The organism is Acinetobacter sp. YH12105, from assembly GCF_013419095.1.
Lineage (GTDB): Bacteria > Pseudomonadota > Gammaproteobacteria > Pseudomonadales > Moraxellaceae > Acinetobacter > Acinetobacter pseudolwoffii.
Genome location: NZ_VPAU01000001.1, coordinates 314,881 through 330,647, shown reverse-complemented (window position 1 = coordinate 330,647; position 15,767 = coordinate 314,881). Strand labels below are relative to the sequence as shown.

Annotated in this window: 17 protein-coding genes; 11 read left to right on the top strand and 6 right to left on the bottom strand. The window is 43.9% G+C overall.

From position 1 onward, the window contains the following. Positions 1-20 precede the first annotated feature (20 nt). From FTU44_RS01700 to FTU44_RS01690, 3 genes are all read left to right on the top strand, one after another. Positions 21-644 (top strand): cation transporter, encoded by a 624-nt coding sequence (locus FTU44_RS01700; RefSeq protein WP_100534816.1) that lies wholly within the window; start codon positions 21-23, stop codon positions 642-644. 187 nt (positions 645-831) lie between these two features. Continuing rightward, positions 832-1,083 (top strand): hypothetical protein, encoded by a 252-nt coding sequence (locus FTU44_RS01695; RefSeq protein WP_005097487.1) that lies wholly within the window; start codon positions 832-834, stop codon positions 1,081-1,083. A gap of 18 nt (positions 1,084-1,101) precedes the next feature. Then, a complete protein-coding gene (locus FTU44_RS01690; RefSeq protein WP_005097486.1) occupies positions 1,102-1,278 on the top strand; it encodes a hypothetical protein in 177 nt (58 codons plus the stop codon). Between the two features lie 77 nt (positions 1,279-1,355). Here FTU44_RS01690 and FTU44_RS01685 read toward each other — a convergent pair whose 3' ends face one another. Then, positions 1,356-2,135, bottom strand: a complete 780-nt coding sequence (locus FTU44_RS01685; RefSeq protein ID WP_005097483.1) for a ferredoxin--NADP reductase — start codon at positions 2,133-2,135, stop codon at positions 1,356-1,358. Positions 2,136-2,240: 105 nt separating this feature from the next. On the opposite strand from FTU44_RS01685, the gene tsaA reads away from it, so the two are divergent. Beyond that, on the top strand, positions 2,241-2,960 hold the full coding sequence (tsaA, locus tag FTU44_RS01680; protein ID WP_005097482.1) for a tRNA (N6-threonylcarbamoyladenosine(37)-N6)-methyltransferase TrmO: 720 nt from the start codon (positions 2,241-2,243) through the stop codon (positions 2,958-2,960). 53 nt (positions 2,961-3,013) lie between these two features. Here tsaA and FTU44_RS01675 read toward each other — a convergent pair whose 3' ends face one another. Next, on the bottom strand, positions 3,014-4,102 hold the full coding sequence (locus FTU44_RS01675; RefSeq protein WP_180049256.1) for a hypothetical protein: 1,089 nt from the start codon (positions 4,100-4,102) through the stop codon (positions 3,014-3,016). A 129-nt stretch (positions 4,103-4,231) separates the two neighbouring features. Further along, on the bottom strand, positions 4,232-5,491 hold the full coding sequence (locus FTU44_RS01670; protein WP_180049254.1) for an MgtC/SapB family protein: 1,260 nt from the start codon (positions 5,489-5,491) through the stop codon (positions 4,232-4,234). Between the two features lie 214 nt (positions 5,492-5,705). On the opposite strand from FTU44_RS01670, the gene FTU44_RS01665 reads away from it, so the two are divergent. The 4 genes from FTU44_RS01665 (at position 5,706) to FTU44_RS01650 (ending at position 10,084) form a co-directional block, all read left to right on the top strand. Further along, positions 5,706-7,463: a GspE/PulE family protein gene (locus FTU44_RS01665; protein ID WP_180049252.1), complete on the top strand. Its 1,758-nt coding sequence runs from the start codon at positions 5,706-5,708 to the stop codon at positions 7,461-7,463. 96 nt (positions 7,464-7,559) lie between these two features. Then, complete coding sequence (locus FTU44_RS01660; protein WP_005170210.1) at positions 7,560-7,937, top strand: NirD/YgiW/YdeI family stress tolerance protein; 378 nt, start codon at positions 7,560-7,562, stop codon at positions 7,935-7,937. Between the two features lie 153 nt (positions 7,938-8,090). Continuing rightward, positions 8,091-8,756 carry a response regulator transcription factor gene (locus tag FTU44_RS01655; RefSeq protein WP_100534809.1) on the top strand — a complete coding sequence of 222 codons (666 nt, stop codon included), beginning with the start codon at positions 8,091-8,093 and terminating at the stop codon, positions 8,754-8,756. Between the two features lie 2 nt (positions 8,757-8,758). Continuing rightward, entirely contained in the window at positions 8,759-10,084 is a 1,326-nt protein-coding gene (locus FTU44_RS01650; RefSeq protein WP_180000426.1) for a HAMP domain-containing sensor histidine kinase, read from the top strand. A gap of 76 nt (positions 10,085-10,160) precedes the next feature. Here FTU44_RS01650 and hemP read toward each other — a convergent pair whose 3' ends face one another. Continuing rightward, complete coding sequence (gene hemP, locus FTU44_RS01645) at positions 10,161-10,331, bottom strand: hemin uptake protein HemP (RefSeq protein ID WP_005170213.1); 171 nt, start codon at positions 10,329-10,331, stop codon at positions 10,161-10,163. 139 nt (positions 10,332-10,470) lie between these two features. Between hemP and FTU44_RS01640 the strand changes: the two genes are divergently transcribed. Beyond that, entirely contained in the window at positions 10,471-11,370 is a 900-nt protein-coding gene (locus FTU44_RS01640) for an NUDIX domain-containing protein (protein ID WP_180049250.1), read from the top strand. A gap of 37 nt (positions 11,371-11,407) precedes the next feature. Here the strand turns inward: FTU44_RS01640 and FTU44_RS01635 are convergent, their stop codons facing one another. Then, on the bottom strand, positions 11,408-11,950 hold the full coding sequence (locus tag FTU44_RS01635; protein ID WP_005170216.1) for a hypothetical protein: 543 nt from the start codon (positions 11,948-11,950) through the stop codon (positions 11,408-11,410). Between the two features lie 14 nt (positions 11,951-11,964). Then, the gene (gene mrcB, locus FTU44_RS01630; protein ID WP_180049248.1) at positions 11,965-14,355 is read right to left on the bottom strand and encodes a penicillin-binding protein 1B; all 2,391 of its coding nucleotides are present in this window, start codon (positions 14,353-14,355) and stop codon (positions 11,965-11,967) included. Between the two features lie 191 nt (positions 14,356-14,546). Between mrcB and FTU44_RS01625 the strand changes: the two genes are divergently transcribed. Then, the gene (locus FTU44_RS01625) at positions 14,547-15,485 is read left to right on the top strand and encodes an NAD(+) kinase (RefSeq protein ID WP_180049246.1); all 939 of its coding nucleotides are present in this window, start codon (positions 14,547-14,549) and stop codon (positions 15,483-15,485) included. 3 nt (positions 15,486-15,488) lie between these two features. Further along, the gene (locus tag FTU44_RS01620; RefSeq protein WP_100534804.1) at positions 15,489-15,761 is read left to right on the top strand and encodes a YeaC family protein; all 273 of its coding nucleotides are present in this window, start codon (positions 15,489-15,491) and stop codon (positions 15,759-15,761) included. Positions 15,762-15,767: the final 6 nt, after the last annotated feature.

The following is a 15,767-nucleotide window of genomic DNA, read 5'->3' as shown; positions in this document are numbered from 1 at the left end:
CGAAAGTATGGAAGATCAACATGGCCTGTAGCTGTAGTCATGAACCTGCTCCACCCAAACCTGACAGTAAGTTTAGAACGGCGTTATGGATTGCCTTGGTGGTGAACCTGACTTTATTTGTGGTAGAACTGATTGGTGGGGCCTATGCACATTCATCGGCTTTGTGGGCAGATGCCTTGGACTTCTTTGGTGATGCCGTCAATTATGGCGTCTCTTTGGCGGTCATCGGTGCAAGTCTGTACTGGCGCGCAACAGTCGCTTTACTCAAGGGAATGACCATGGCCTTATTTGGCCTGGTGATCATGGGAAAAGTCATTTATGCCTATCTGCAAGGCATTCCGCCAGAGGCACTGACCATGGGCTTGATTGGTGTGCTGGCATTGCTGGCAAATGTATTTACGGCAGTCATTCTTTATGCCTTTCGTGAAGGTGATTCCAATATGCGGTCAGTCTGGCTGTGTAGCCGAAATGATGCCATTGGCAATGCTGCCGTGATTCTGGCAGCAGTCGGGGTTTTTGGTACAGGCAGTCTGTGGCCAGATATAATAGTGGCGATGATTATGGCGAGTCTTGGTTTAACTGCGGGCTATCAGATTATGAAGCAGGCACTGGCAGAACGGGCATTAGGACATGAGTCAGCCTGATTCTGAATATTTAAGTTTAATCCTAAAGAAGCTGCTTAACGGGCAGCTTCTTTATGGCCTGGATATTTTAAATAGATGAAAAATAAAGCTTTACAAATCCACTAATTTTAGAAAGAATCATCCGCGAAATTTATAGAATAGCAATATAACTTAACCATTTAATTTTTATTGTTTTTGAGGGGGGACAATGAACTTCATAAAACTACTTTCACTTGCGGCCATGGTGCTGATGACGGGCTGTAGCTCTATGGTCATCACTTATGATGCCACCGGTCAGGTGATTGGATCATGTAAAGCAACCCGCGGTCTGCTTTCAACTGCAAGTGCCCATTGTGGTGGTTCAGGTAATGCGATGGGTGTGAATTACAATAGCGTGGATGCCAAGACGGGTTTGTTGCCAGCACTGCCAAGTCAAAACCAGATTAATTTAAAGCCATAAAGAATACAGGGGAATATCATGAAATTATCAGCACTTATTGCACTGGCACTGGTATTAACAGGCTGTGCATCGACAGTGACTACATTTGACTCGCATGGCCGTATGATCGGTTCATGTAAGGCAGAAAGCGGTTTTATCATTGGTGGTGGCGCAGGCTGTTCAGGTTCTGCCAATCAGGAAGGTCGTGATCGTTAATTTTTTAACGCCGATTCAAATAAAAAACCGAAGCTTCAAGCTTCGGTTTTTTAATTCTGATCATCTAAAATCAGATTTTATTTTTCCACGAATGCACGTTCAATCACGTAATCGCCTAGAACACCCATTTTAGGTGACTCTTTTAGACCGTGTTGGTCTAGAAGTGCAGCCACATCGTCGAGGAAGGCCGGGCTACCACACAGCATAGCGCGATCCGTTTCCGGGTTAAAACGTGGCAGACCAATTTTTTCAAACAGTTCGCCGGTTTCAATTGCAGTCGTAACGCGACCTTGGTTCGGATATTCTTCACGCGTCACAGTCGGGTAGTACACTAATTTTTCTTTTGCACCAAGCTCTGAGAAGAATTCGTGATTTGGTACTTCATTCAAAATCAAATCTTGATAAGCCAGTTCAGAAATGAAACGGGTACCATGTACGATAATGATTTTTTCAAAACGTTCATAAGTTTCAGGATCACGGATGGTCGCCAAGAATGGTGCAAGGCCAGTGCCTGAAGACAGAAGATACAAGTTTTTGCCTGGGTTCAGGTCATCTAGCACCAAAGTACCTGTCGGTTTTTTAGAAATCAGGATGTCATCGCCGACTTTTACTTTTTGTAGAATGGAAGTCAGTGGGCCATCCGGCACTTTAATTGAGAAAAACTCTAACTCTTCTTCGTAGTTGGCACTTGCAATTGAATATGCACGCATTAAGGGCTTGCCATTGACTTCAAGGCCGATCATTACAAACTGACCGTTTTTAAAACGTAAAGCAGTGTCACGAGTCGTTTTAAAAGAGAATAAAGTATCATTCCAGTGGTGGACGTGAGTAATCTTTTCGACGTTAAAAGCAGCCATTAAAGGTCTCAATAAGTTATCAAATTAGAACAACTTGCTATTCTAAACTAAATCCATTCTCTATAAACTGAATATATTTAATTGAGCTTATCAAAAAAAGTGATGATGACTGAAATTAAGTTGCCGATTATTGGTTATATGCAATCACCCTACAAAGAAAAATTTGGTATTCCACGGCAGCCCAATCTGGTGCAGGTCGAAAGTTATATCGAAATGGTCGGCCCCTATAATGATTTGCTGGCATTTGAAGGAATTGAGGCTTTTAGTCATCTCTGGCTGATCTGGCAGTTTCATGATAATAAATATCAGGAGAATGCGAAATTCCGTCCTCAAGTACGCCCACCACGTTTGGGCGGCAATCAGAAGATTGGCGTCTTTGCGACACGGAGCATGTATCGTCCAGCGCCGATTGGCTTGTCAGTTGTTCAACTCAAAGAAGTCAAGAAGGTCGGCAAGAATGTACGTGTGTATCTAAATGGAAGTGATTTGCTGGATGGAACGCCGATTGTCGATATCAAGCCCTATATTCAGTATTCAGATGCCGTGATTGAGGCACAAAGTGGTTATGCACAGGATGAGCCACAACGTAAATCGGTAATTTGGACAGAAGAGGCGGAGCAGCAAAAACAGCAGTTCATGAATAAGGGAAAAGTTTCTCCACAAATACTGCAAGAACTCGAAAAAGTTCTCTCTTTAGATCCGAGACCTGCTTATCAGGATGATGAGGAACGGGTTTATGGAATGAAGTTTGCGGATTTAGATGTGAGATTTTTGGTAACAGAGTTATCTGTTTATATATCAGAAATAGAATATATTGAATTGTGATTGAAGAAACTAAGATAAGCGTATCTTATATACGCTTATCTCTAGTCATATTTTTACTTCAATTTACGATATTTATCAATTTCTTGACTAGCAGTAGAGTTGAAAACAGTACATTCTTTTTGTAAAGATTGAATATATAACTCTTGTTCTAAAATTTCCTCTGCATCTGTAAGTTTATCAGACTTAAGGTCTTTTAAAATTTGTGTTTCAATTTCAATTTCTTTATTTAAAGAGTAATAGATACCTGATTTATTGTACTCGCCCATACGATATTTATTATCAACTTGCACAAGAGCACTAATATATTCATTTGGGTAAATTGAATTCGAGATGAAAGCGTTATAACTACCTAAATTTATAGTTTTATATCCTTCAGAGAATATGTTCTGGAAACTATCATAAGTCTCATATGGATTTTTATACATCATAATGAAGTCTTTACTCGAAGATAAACTTAATCCTCTTAAGCACTTTGAGCCATTTGGAAATGTCTTGCCTTTAAGTTTGGAAAGATAAAATTGTGCAAAATCACCATAATTATCCAGCTTGGGTTCTAAAGAGACTAGATACAGATGAGTATCTATGTATTCACCCAATAGTTTACCCGATAGATCGACTAACTCATATTTTTCAGTTAATTGAAGACCTGTATGTCCAATTTTAGAGGATGGAATATAAGTTTTCTCAGTCACCGAGTTTTTTAGAAGTGATCCAATTTTATAGCCTAATTCAGGATCTTTATTTAACTCTAATTCGTACAGACCTTCATTGGTTAAGTAATCACCAAAAATATACAGTTCATTTATATCAAGATTTTCCATATCTTTTCGGTTGCTTAAATAGTCTACACGGACATACTGCGTATCTCCTTTACTCGTAAAAGTGAGTTTGTCGAATAAATAATCGGAGCCAGTAAAATATGAAGGAGAATAGGCAGACCATTCAGAATCATTTGTTGTAGTATTTCCAGTTCCAGTTCCAGTTCCAGTTCCAGTTCCAGTTCCAGTTCCAGTTCCAGTTCCAGTTCCAGTTCCAGTTCCAGTTCCAGTTCCAGGGTTTGAATCAGAAGAAGAGGAGCCCCCACCACAAGCACTTAGCATGAATGCACTAAAAATTGCGAGTGATAAATTCTTAAATTTCATAAAAATCCCTATAAAAAATCGTAGTAATAAAATTGTTTTTTAAAATAAAGCAGACTAATTATAGCGAATAAATATCAAAATTAAATTTGCAAAATATATAAAAATTAACTATTTAAATATACTTAACAATCAAAATACCATCCACCACAAAATACCAATCAACACCGCCATATGCAAAATCTGTACTGGCGCAAAGTACAGAGAAAATTTGAAACCACCCGTTACAGCAGCATTGACTGACTTGGCTACAGCATGTGCGCCCAGCCCCAAAAGCAGGGCATAGATCAGCCGGGTATTGGATGGATCTCCTTGAATGACCACGCTTGCCATTGCGGCATGAATTTCAAATAAAGATGCGAACAAGGTACCTGCCAGCAAACCCGCATCTCCTAGTAATAGCTCTAGCCCATAAATTCCAGCCTGAATCAATGTCAAGGTGACGGCAATAATTACCGCCTCCTTCAGGCTAAACATCTGACTATCTTCTTCTTTTTCACAGTTCTCCGCTGGCTTGGCTTTACGTAATAGCAGAAATGCACAAGCAGCCAAAATGGCCATCGCAACCAAGGAGGGTAAAATCAGAATTTTCAGCCAGCTCCACGACACCCCTCCAACGACAATAAATAACAGTATCAGGGTCGAAATACAGGACATGAGTGCTGCGCCTGCATTGGATTTAGCATCGACCTCACCTTTGCGCACCTGTAGACCTAAATGGGCAATGGTCGCGGTACTGGAGACAAAACCTGAAGCGAGGGAGGATAGCATGAGGGCATTTTTACTGGATAAAAGCCGTTTGGCCACGTGAGCAAGTGCCTGTACCACCAGAATCAGAGTGAGTAGTCTCAAGATCAGATGCGGGTTGAGGACTTCTCCCCATAAAGGCGTGTCGGGTGTTAGTGGCAGGCCGATCAGAATCAGGGCAAGTAATAATAGCCCATCTCTAAACTCTGCTTCGGTAATCCATTGTCCGGCAATATTATGCAGGGAGTGTTTGGCCATCAGAATAGTCGTCAGCATGACCGCGAGCCCTGCGGCCAAGGGGATATTCCAAAGACAGATTGCCCCAATAAAATACGTCATGAGAAAGGCGAGTTCTGTGGTAATGCCAGGATCTTCAGGCTGATTTCGGATTGAAAAAATCACCATGCCACCCACAATCAGCGCACCAGCAAGCCCAATACTCATACCGAACAGGAAGCATAGCGCACCCAATAAGGCACAGATGGCAAAAGAGCGTAATCCGGCAAAACTGGGTTGCTGTTCACGTTGTTTATGACGTTCTCGTTCCAGACCGATTAACAAACCACAGCCCAGAGCCGCTGTCAGAATGGCCAGAAGGTCCTGAAAAGAGCTACTGCTATTAAAGGGCACCACGCTAAAATCCAAGTTTCACCTCAGTCACCGAACAAAACATGCTGATTGAAATATAGGCGATTCCTTCAGGTAGCAGCAAGCCGGAAATACAGCGAGGAGCGAATAAAGCTCGGAAAGTCTTATTGTTTTACATCCATTCGGTAAAAGTCACCGGCAGGAGCAACTGGGGAATGCGAAAAATCACAAAAACTTGCTATAGTGACGGCAGGTTTGGGGACTGATAATAATGAAATTTGACTTTGAAATTGATACGGCCTGGTGTTTAGACCAACTGTTTAAAGATGGCAAAATAAGTGAACGTGACCGCATGCTGATACAGACCACGCATCGGCAACGTGACCAGTTAAAATGGCATCCCTTACAATGGATTGCCAACTTCAATCTCATTGATCAATCTCATCCGCAAACCACATTGACCTTGAACCGCTTATGTCAGTGGCTGGCCGAAAAAACCGGATTAATGTTCTATATCATCGATCCTTTAAAAGCGGACGTACAGGCATTGACCCATGTCATGTCACAGGAATATGCACTACGTAACCATATTCTGGCCGTTGAGATTCAGGCCGATAAAGTTCTGATCGCGACCGATCAGCCGTATAAGACTGAATGGGTCTCTAATCTTGAACAGAATATTTCCCCGAAAAAAATCCAACGGGTGCTGCTGAATCCAGAACAGTTACAACGATATATTGTCGAATATTATCAGGTTAGCCGTGCCGTCAGTGGCTCACAAAAATCCTCGGCCTATGACCGGGAAAATAAAGGCGTCGAAGCCTTGCTACAACTGGGCGATTCGCAAAATCCGGATGCCAATGACCAGCATATTGTCAAACTGGTGGACTGGGTGCTGCAATTTGCCTTTGAACAGGGTGCAAGTGATATTCATATGGAACCGCGCAAAGGTACGGGCAAGATTCGCTTTCGAATCGATGGGGTGTTGCATACCATTTATAACATGCCGGCCAATACGCTGACAGCGGTAATTTCCCGGATCAAGATTCTGGGCCGGATGAATGTGGCAGAAAAGCGTAAACCACAAGATGGCCGTCTGAAAACCCGAACGCCGAAAGGACAGGAAACCGAATTGCGTCTGTCGACCTTGCCGACCGCATTTGGCGAAAAACTGGTGATGCGGATTTTTGATCCGGAAGTTCTGGTCAGAAGTTTTCAGCAACTCGGTTTTGAAGGGCATTTACTCAATGACTGGAATAATCTGACCAGTCACAGTCACGGCATCATTCTGGTCACCGGGCCAACTGGTTCTGGTAAAACCACAACACTGTATTCGACCTTGAAGCAGCTGGCGACGGAACAGGTCAACGTCTGTACCATTGAAGATCCGATCGAGATGCTGGAACCGAGTTTCAACCAGATGCAGGTCAATAACGGTATTGAACTGGGCTTCGCCGATGGCGTGCGCGCGCTGATGCGTCAGGATCCGGACATTATCATGGTCGGTGAGATTCGTGATCAGGATACTGCCAATATGGCGATCCAGGCGGCACTCACCGGGCATCTGGTCTTATCTACCCTACATACCAATGATGCGCCGTCGAGTCTGACCCGTTTGCATGATCTGGGCGTGCAACCTTTTCTGACCGCAGCCACCATTCTCGGGGTATTGGCGCAGCGTCTGGTGCGTAAACTCTGCCCACACTGCAAGCAGGAAAGCTTCCTGAATGAACAGGAATGGCAGCATCTGGCGGCAGACTATCCTTTACCGCGTCCGGAATTTGTTTTTAAAGCCGTAGGTTGTGAGGAGTGCCGTCATACCGGTTATAAAGGCCGGATTGGTATTTACGAATTTATGCCCCTGAGTCTGGAAACCAAGCAGCTGATTGGGGCCGACGCTAACTTAAACCAGCTACGCCAGCAGGCAAAAAAAGAAGGGGTAGAACCGCTGCGTATCGCGGGTGCGCGTAAGGTCGTAGAAGGAATGACCACACTGGAAGAAGTATTGAGAGTGGTACCTTTAAATTAATTTTTAAAGATGAAGCAATCTTAAGTTTCAATTCATCTTCGGCTGTTTTAATAGCATTATCGAAACAAAGCACAGATACACAAAGAGGTATACGCCATGAAAATGATGATGAATACAGTTTTAGCAGCCGCACTGATGGGTTCAATTGCGACAGCCGCAGTTGCAAGTAATGAAGCCGTGAATCAACCCGTGGTAAATCAGGCTGCTTTTGCGAAAACGATGACAGTGCAACAGGCCTTGGGCATGAAAGATGATAGCAAGGTTCAGCTTAAAGGCTATGTGGTTAAAGCGGTTGGTGATGAAAAATATCAGTTCCGTGACAGCACAGGCAGCATTACCGTAGAAATTGATGATGAACTGTGGCAAGGCAAACCGATTTCAGCCAAAACGCCAGTGACCATTATCGGTGAAGTGGATATTGACTATAAACCGGCAAAACGAGTTGAAATTGATGTCGAGCAGCTTCGTTTCTAATTCTAATATGAGCAGATGAATTGAATCTGAAGCTTGCTCTGGATTCAAAAACTGTAAAAAACCACATGCAAATCATACAAAAAAGCATGTGGTTTTTTTGAGTCTGGAGATTTTTCAGGGCAAGATAGACAGATTGGCAAAGCGGAGCACAGCATGCGTATTCTTTTGGCAGAAGATGATCAGTCTCAGGCAGAAAGTATTCAGACCTGGCTGGAAATGGACGGCTATGTGATTGACTGGGTCGAGCGTGGCGATCATGCCATTTTGGCCATCGAACAGCATCAATATGACTGCGTATTACTGGATCGCGGACTACCACATGCGACTGGAGATGACATTCTAAAAAGCTTACGCAGCACACAGAAAGATACACCGGTGATTTTTATTACTGCCCGGGACAGTATTGATGACCGGGTTGAAGGTCTGGATTTGGGTGCCAATGATTATCTGGTCAAACCTTTTAGTCTGGAAGAGCTTTCTGCCAGGGTGCGCGCGCAGTTAAGACTGAAACAGCAAACGCCAAATCATATTCTGAAATGGCAGGATTTAAGTCTGGATACCCAGGCCAAGGCCCTGAACAAGGCTGGACAGCCGATTGATCTGACTGCGAAAGAATTTCAGATTTTATATAAACTGATGCAGCAGCCGGAACATGTCATTACCCGCGAGCAACTGGAGGAATCGCTATATGCCTGGGGGGATGAAATTGAAAGTAATGCCATTGAAGTGTTTATTTACCAGTTACGTAAAAAAATTGGCAGCCAGATGATTAAAACCATCCGTGGTTTGGGTTATCGCATGCATAAACCCGAGGCATAAATATGTCTGCACCAGTCTCCCTGCAAACTCGCCTGATCAAGAATGCCATGCTGAGCTCCATGCTGGCAGGATTGTTGGCGTGGTTGCTGTTACTCGGGGTTTCAAGTTATCAAGCCATTCAGCTGCATGATGATTTGATGGAACAGATTTCCGAGCTCTTACTTGGTGATATCAGACAGGCCAAAGGTGATCAGGTCGATGAAATCAGCGAGCAATTCGATATTCAATATGCGCTATTGCTCAATCAGGATATTTTGACCACGTCCATCGATGATGATTTGATTAACAGTGTGCGGGTTAATGAACACAGTGGCTTTCAGTTTGCTTATGAAAATGGCCGTTTTATCCGGATTTTAACTGCTAAAGAGGATGGCTTGCAGGCCAAAGTACTGCAGCCTTTATCGGTACGTTTTAACGAGTTATGGCAAACCACCTTCAGTTTTGCCGGAATTTTACTGATACTCTGGTTATTGCAATGGCTGATTTTACATGTGGTCGTGAAACGTCAATTACAACCTCTAAATAATATTTCCCGCGCCATAGGTTCCAAGTCGGCCGAAGATTTAAGTCCGGTCAACAGTCCAGATCCTGAAATCACGGAATTGCAACCAATTGTGCAGCAGTTAAATGCCATGCTGAATCGGCTGGAAAAATCACTGCTGGCCGAACAGCGCTTTACTGCCGATGCATCGCATGAATTACGCTCGCCGCTTTCTGCCATTCAGATGCGTTTGCAGGTATTGAAACGTCAATATCAGCATGATGCCCAGTTGCCGCAAGCCCTGCAACTGATTCAAAATGATGTCAATCGTGGTACGCAAGTGCTGGAGAATTTACTCTTATTGGCACGTCTGGATCCTGAAAAAGCAGAGCAGTTGCCGCAACAGGCCGTAAATCTGAAAATGATTGTTCAGGAGGTATTACAGGCCTTGCAGCCTTTTGCCGCAGAGAAACAGATCAAATGGCAGCTGAGCATAGACGATGGCCAGATCATGGCAAATGCAGAATTAATTTTTAGCTGCATTCGTAACTTGGTGGATAATGCAATTCGCTATAGCCCAGAACAAGGTAGGATTGAGATAAAAACAGATGTTGATGCCGCAGGGCGTTTGCGCTTAGTGATTGAAAATTCGGGAACAGGCATAGCAAGGGAAGTATTGGTACATCTGGGAGAACGGTTTTATCGTGCTTTAGGCACACGTACCTCAGGATCGGGTTTGGGGCTGTCGATTTGTCGTAAGATCATGCAATTACACGCAGCAGAAATTGAGATTGCGGCCTCTGATTTGGGCGGACTGAAAGTTGTACTCAGTTTTGCCAAATCGTAATTCAGTTCGCTAAAAAAGCAGTATGCGCTGATTCATACTGCTGGTTCCCACGTTTATTATGATTAGAGTGTTATCGTTATTTTGTGAGGATCAGGCGATTATTACGGGTCAGGCGTAAACGGTATTCTTCACCAGCATGCATGATTCTAATTTCACGCCCAAGTGCGAAAAGATTATTTGAGTGCAGCATGGGTAGTGCATGATGGCTATCGTTATTACGGCTAAACAAGCTAAAAGGTGCGTTCATTCCATCGACTCCGTGGTATCTGTTTTGGATTGATTTAAATGATAATCATTATCGAATAGGTCTGTCAATGAATAATTCTGTAATTTATAAAATAGAGCAATTTGCTTACAATCTGTAAAAATTCGAGTGCAGTAAAATGATGTCTAAACCCAATATTCATGTTGCGATTTCAATCTTATTTCATAAAAATCAAGTGCTTGTGGGGTGGCGAGAAGCCAGTCAGCATCAAGGCAACAAATATGAATTTCCAGGTGGAAAAGTAGAATCGGGTGAGCAACCGGTTGAAGCCTGTCGACGTGAAGTGCTGGAAGAGGTCGGGATTGATCTGGATCAGTGGCATGCATTCGATTTTATCTGTCATGAATATGAAGATGTCATTGTCAACCTACATATATTTCATGCGTCAGTGTCTGAGTCACAATTGTCAGGAATTCAACCACCCTGGAGCTGGTATGCGCGTGAACAGCTGAGCAGTCTGAATTTTCCCAAAGCCAACCAGTCCATGCTGCAAAAGCTGCAATGGCCACAACGTATTAAGATCGCAGATGATCTGGCGATTTTACATCAACTTGATCCAGATCAGATGCTATATTGGCGCGTTGAAATCACACCTGAACGGGTCATACAATTACAACAGCTTCCGATTGAACAGCTTTCCAAGCTCATGATTAATCAGGAACTCTGGTCACAGCTCAATGAATTACAGCAGCAAACGATTCGAAGCATTCACTTGAAACAATCGCAATTAATGGCTGTGCAACCCGGCCAGTTGATGCGAGGTTATCGTTATATTGCAGCCTGTCATGATCTGGCGGCATTACAGCAGGCTGAGCAGGTGGGCTGTGAAGCGGCTTTGCTCAGTCCTGTACTTGCAACACAAACGCACCCGGATACTTCGCCACTAGGCTGGGAACAATTTAAACAGATGGCAGCACAGGTACAGATTCCGGTTTTCGCTTTGGGCGGGCTGAAAACAGAAGATCTGAGCTATGCACAGAGCCAGCATGCTTACGGTATTGCCGGTATACGCAATATCTAGGTAAGCTGCTTTCCATTAGTAAGCATTTAGACAGAGACTAAAGTCCTTTTAAAGCCTGCTGGGCGTTTTGAATTGCTTTGGTATTTTTTTGCTGTTGTGCTGCTTTTAAACGGACCTGCCAAAGCTGTTTCTTCATCGCATTCGATTGTGCATAACTCAAGCCACGCAAGGCAAATGCATCTGCACGTGTAGCTTGATTTTTACGATTAGCGATCATACCTAAATACAGGTAAGTTTCAGGCGCTTGAGGTGCTAGGCGTTGGGCTTGTACAGCTGCGGTTTCAGCTTGAGAAAATTGCTGTTTGGCATAGGCCTGCTGGGTTTGCTGCATAAGACGCTTGAAAGCAGGCAGATTACGGCCATCATCAAATTTCTGGTTTTTAGGCTTTTGCTCAGGAATTACAATTTTCTGGCGTTTGATTTCAGGACGGTCATAAGGCGTAATCACGACGCCGTCTGGGGTCTGTGGTTTAGGCTTTTCTGTTGCAGGTTTGGCTGGAGCAGCTGGCTCTGGCTCAGGAAAGCTTTGGCAGCCCACCAAACTGAGGATGAGCAGGCCAGGGATGATTTTTTGTAACATACACATAGACTCAATTAATGGCTATAACTTCCACTGGCGATAATACGGGTTTCGCTCTCAAGATCGCGTTCTATTTCTGTTTCAGTTTCTTGTATATAACGACTCATATCATCCAGTTCCTCGTCAGAGGGTGCAGGTTCTGAGTTAATATCATAAGGTTCAGTCTGATAATGCGAGATCCCGCAAGCAGTCGCCTGATTTGGCAGGGAGTGACGCGAAATCGGGATATACATGGCACCTTCACAGCCTTGTGCAGACAATAATCCCGTATGACGATCTAACCAATGCCATTGAATTTCATTGGGCTGTGGCAGATTCACCGGTTTCTGGCGTAGCTGTTTCATGACATTGGTCCAAACCGGAAGGGCACCTGAAGAACCGGTTAAGCCAGTAACCTTGTTGTCATCCAGACCGAGCCAGACCACGGTCATATAATTACCCGAATACCCGGCAAACCATGAGTCACGGCTGTCGTTTGTGGTACCCGATTTACCGGCAAGATTCAGGCTGCGTGGCAAACTGTTATAGGCTGCACGACCTGTACCACTCGACATCACTTGTTGTAAGCCATAATTCAGGGCATAAGCCGAAGCCGGGTCAATGGTCGGTTGTACACTCAGGCTATAACGATCCAGGGATCGGCCATTGGCATCCACCACAGAGCGGATGGCCTTGGTTGGGTATTTAAAGCCGCCTGTCGCGAAGTTGCCATAAATATTCATCACTTCCATCGGCGACATATCTACCGCACCGAGGTAAATCGATGGATAAGATGGAATATCTGAAGTCACACCAAATTTTTTCAGATGATTAATAAAGGTAGACAGGCCAAACTCTTGCGCTAAACGCACGGTAGACAGGTTATAGGATTGCGATAGCGCCTGTGACATTGGAATGACACCATGTCCGCGTCCACTATAGTTTTTCGGGGTCCAGGATTTGCCATCACTCTTGATGCTGATTTCACTGTCTTCAATTGGACTCGCCCAATGATAACGATTCGACTCCAGTGCACTTAAATAAATTACGGGCTTTAACAGCGAACCCACCTGACGCTTGGCATCTACTGCGCGGTTAAAACCGGTAAAATCTTGAGTAGAACCTACTGCGGCAACCAGTTCACCATTTTCCGGATGTGATACCAATACTGCACCCTGTAAATCTTTCAGGCGACCCGGATTGGATTTGCTTAAACGTGCCACCGTCTCTTTAAAGCTGTCCTGAATTCGGGTTTGAGCCAACGGATCTAAAGTGGTAAAAATGCGTAGACCCTGATTGGTCAGATCGGTTTCCTGATAGTCTGTGCGTAATTGACGACGAACGATATCCAGAAAATCCGGGAAGCGGGCAGGGCCTAAAGTAGGTTTGGCAATCACATTCAGTGGACGTGCAGTTTCTTTTTCATATTGTTCCTGCGTCAGATAACCCATCACCAGCATATTATTCAGCACAATATCGCGACGTTTTTTGGCACTTTCTGGATTGCGCCATGGGTTGTACAGGCTTGGACCTTGAACCAGACCCACCAGAAACGCCTGCTGAGAAATATTCAGTTCACGCAAGGGCAGGCCAAAATAAAACTGGGAAGCCAGGCCATAACCATTGATAGAATAGTTACCATTCTGGCCCAGATTGACCTCATTCAGATAAGCTTCCAGAATTTCATTCTTGTCATAATGCAATTCAATCAGCATCGCCATAAAGGCTTCATTCACTTTACGCTTTAAAGTACGTTCAGGGGTCAAATAGAAATTTTTAACCAGTTGCTGGGTCAAGGTCGAACCACCCTGACGTTTACCACCGGTAATATTGCTGACTACGGCACGTGCAATACCACGTGGTGAAACCCCGTGATGCTCATAGAATTTACGGTCTTCAGTCGCGATGAGCGCTTCGATCAAAGGTTGAGGCACTTTATTCAGCTTGATCAGGACCCGGTCTTCGTTATGCTGCGGATAGATCCCACCAATCAATAACGGTTCTAAACGGGCAATCCCGCTTGAAGAGGGTTTGGTTGCACTGACTTCTGCAATCTGTTCACCACTGAAACTGACTTTTAATATCTGTTCCGGTTCAACCCGGTCACCAAAATCAAAGCCGCGGGTATGTACATACAGGGTATTGCCCGTGGTGACAAAGTTACCTGATTTGGTATAGCTATCTGAGTTTTTATAACCGAGTAATTTTAATTCTTGTTGGAAATCCTGCATGCTGACTGGGGCGTTGACGTATACTTCCATCGGACGTGCGAAGACCTTGGCCGGAATATCCCAGCGCTGACCTTCAAATTTGTTGCGCACAATATTGTCTAATCTAATCAGATAGATACTAAATGCTACAAAGATAGAAATGACAATAATAGAGAAAATTAAGGCAAGAAACCCCATGCCACGTTCAGATTTCATAAATAATTATAAGATCCTGTGAAATTGTGCTAATCATGCGAAGCTTTTCATTATTTTGCAATATTTAATCAATAAATGCGCTTAAAATTAAAATCAAAGCCCACAATTTCTCCTTAATTTGAATATATTTCAAATAATTTCCTACGCATGAAGCACTGTTATAAATTGTCATCCAGGTATAGCTTAATGTTATGATATCTCAGATTCGTAGCGGAGCGACGACACTGGTGCAAATTTCCCATAAGACCTTTCGAAATATCGGGTTAATAGGACGTCCTGATAAATCGTCGGTGGTTGAAACCTTATGCCTTATTCACGATCATCTTCTTAATTTAGGCTTACATCCAGTTTTTGATGCAGCGACAGCTGAACTTGTTCCCTATCAAAATACCCAAACTGTCAGTCGTGCCTTATTGGGTGAGGTAGTAGATCTGGTGATTGTAGTCGGTGGTGACGGTTCACTGCTCCATGCAGCACGCGCATTGGTAAAGTACAATACACCCGTCATAGGGGTGAACCGTGGTCGTCTGGGTTTTTTAACTGACATCAAGCCGACCGAAGTGATCTTTAAGCTGGATCAGGTATTAAAAGGTGACTTTCAGACTGAGCGACGTTTTTTACTCGAAGTTGAAATTCGTTCCAAAGGTGAAGTCATTTATGATGCGATTGCACTGAATGATGTGGTACTCCATTCAGGAAAATCGGTACATATGATCGATTTTGAGCTGAATATTGATGGGCAATATGTCTATCGCCAGCACAGTGATGGCCTGATCGTATCGACACCGACCGGTTCTACGGCTTATGCGCTTTCTGGTGGTGGTCCGATCGTACATCCAAGTATGGATGCGATTGCGCTGGTACCGATGCATCCGCATACCTTGTCTTCACGCCCGATTGTGGTCGGTGGACACAGTGAAATTAAATTACTGATTCGTGAAAATCGTGTACTGCCAATGGTCAGTGCGGACGGACAACATAGTATATCTTTGAATGTGGGCGATAGCGTCCATATTCGCAAGCATCCCTTTAAACTGAATCTTCTGCATCCACCAGGCTATGACTTTTATAATGCCTGTCGAACCAAACTGGGGTGGAATCAGGACTTTGATTATTTTAAGCAGGATTAAATCATGAATATTGAACAAATGCTTGCCGTACTCAATCCTGAGATTGTTGAACGCCTAAGAACAGCAATCGAAATTGGAAAGTGGCCAAACGGTGTGGCCTTAACTCAGGAACAGCGCCAGACCTGTATGCAGGCCGTTTATGCCTGGGAAATGAAAAACCTGCCTGAAACTGAACGCAGCGGATATATCGATCGCGGCACCAAAGAAGAAGGTGAGGAATGTGATGATGATCATCACAAAAATGAACCTGAATTCAAGCCAATCCGTTTTGTCTAAGCACTG

Bases quoted from the DNA above. Each gene is read 5' to 3' on its own strand.
- FTU44_RS01700 (WP_100534816.1), top strand. From the start codon at position 21: ATGGCCTGTAGCTGTAGTCATGAACCTGCTCCACCCAAACCTGACAGT.
- FTU44_RS01695 (WP_005097487.1), top strand. From the start codon at position 832: ATGAACTTCATAAAACTACTTTCACTTGCGGCCATGGTGCTGATGACG.
- FTU44_RS01690 (WP_005097486.1), top strand. From the start codon at position 1,102: ATGAAATTATCAGCACTTATTGCACTGGCACTGGTATTAACAGGCTGT.
- FTU44_RS01685 (WP_005097483.1), bottom strand. From the start codon at position 2,135: ATGGCTGCTTTTAACGTCGAAAAGATTACTCACGTCCACCACTGGAAT.
- tsaA (WP_005097482.1), top strand. From the start codon at position 2,241: ATGACTGAAATTAAGTTGCCGATTATTGGTTATATGCAATCACCCTAC.
- FTU44_RS01675 (WP_180049256.1), bottom strand. From the start codon at position 4,102: ATGAAATTTAAGAATTTATCACTCGCAATTTTTAGTGCATTCATGCTA.
- FTU44_RS01665 (WP_180049252.1), top strand. From the start codon at position 5,706: ATGAAATTTGACTTTGAAATTGATACGGCCTGGTGTTTAGACCAACTG.
- FTU44_RS01660 (WP_005170210.1), top strand. From the start codon at position 7,560: ATGAAAATGATGATGAATACAGTTTTAGCAGCCGCACTGATGGGTTCA.
- FTU44_RS01655 (WP_100534809.1), top strand. From the start codon at position 8,091: ATGCGTATTCTTTTGGCAGAAGATGATCAGTCTCAGGCAGAAAGTATT.
- FTU44_RS01650 (WP_180000426.1), top strand. From the start codon at position 8,759: ATGTCTGCACCAGTCTCCCTGCAAACTCGCCTGATCAAGAATGCCATG.
- hemP (WP_005170213.1), bottom strand. From the start codon at position 10,331: ATGAACGCACCTTTTAGCTTGTTTAGCCGTAATAACGATAGCCATCAT.
- FTU44_RS01640 (WP_180049250.1), top strand. From the start codon at position 10,471: ATGTCTAAACCCAATATTCATGTTGCGATTTCAATCTTATTTCATAAA.
- FTU44_RS01635 (WP_005170216.1), bottom strand. From the start codon at position 11,950: ATGTTACAAAAAATCATCCCTGGCCTGCTCATCCTCAGTTTGGTGGGC.
- mrcB (WP_180049248.1), bottom strand. From the start codon at position 14,355: ATGAAATCTGAACGTGGCATGGGGTTTCTTGCCTTAATTTTCTCTATT.
- FTU44_RS01625 (WP_180049246.1), top strand. From the start codon at position 14,547: ATGATATCTCAGATTCGTAGCGGAGCGACGACACTGGTGCAAATTTCC.
- FTU44_RS01620 (WP_100534804.1), top strand. From the start codon at position 15,489: ATGAATATTGAACAAATGCTTGCCGTACTCAATCCTGAGATTGTTGAA.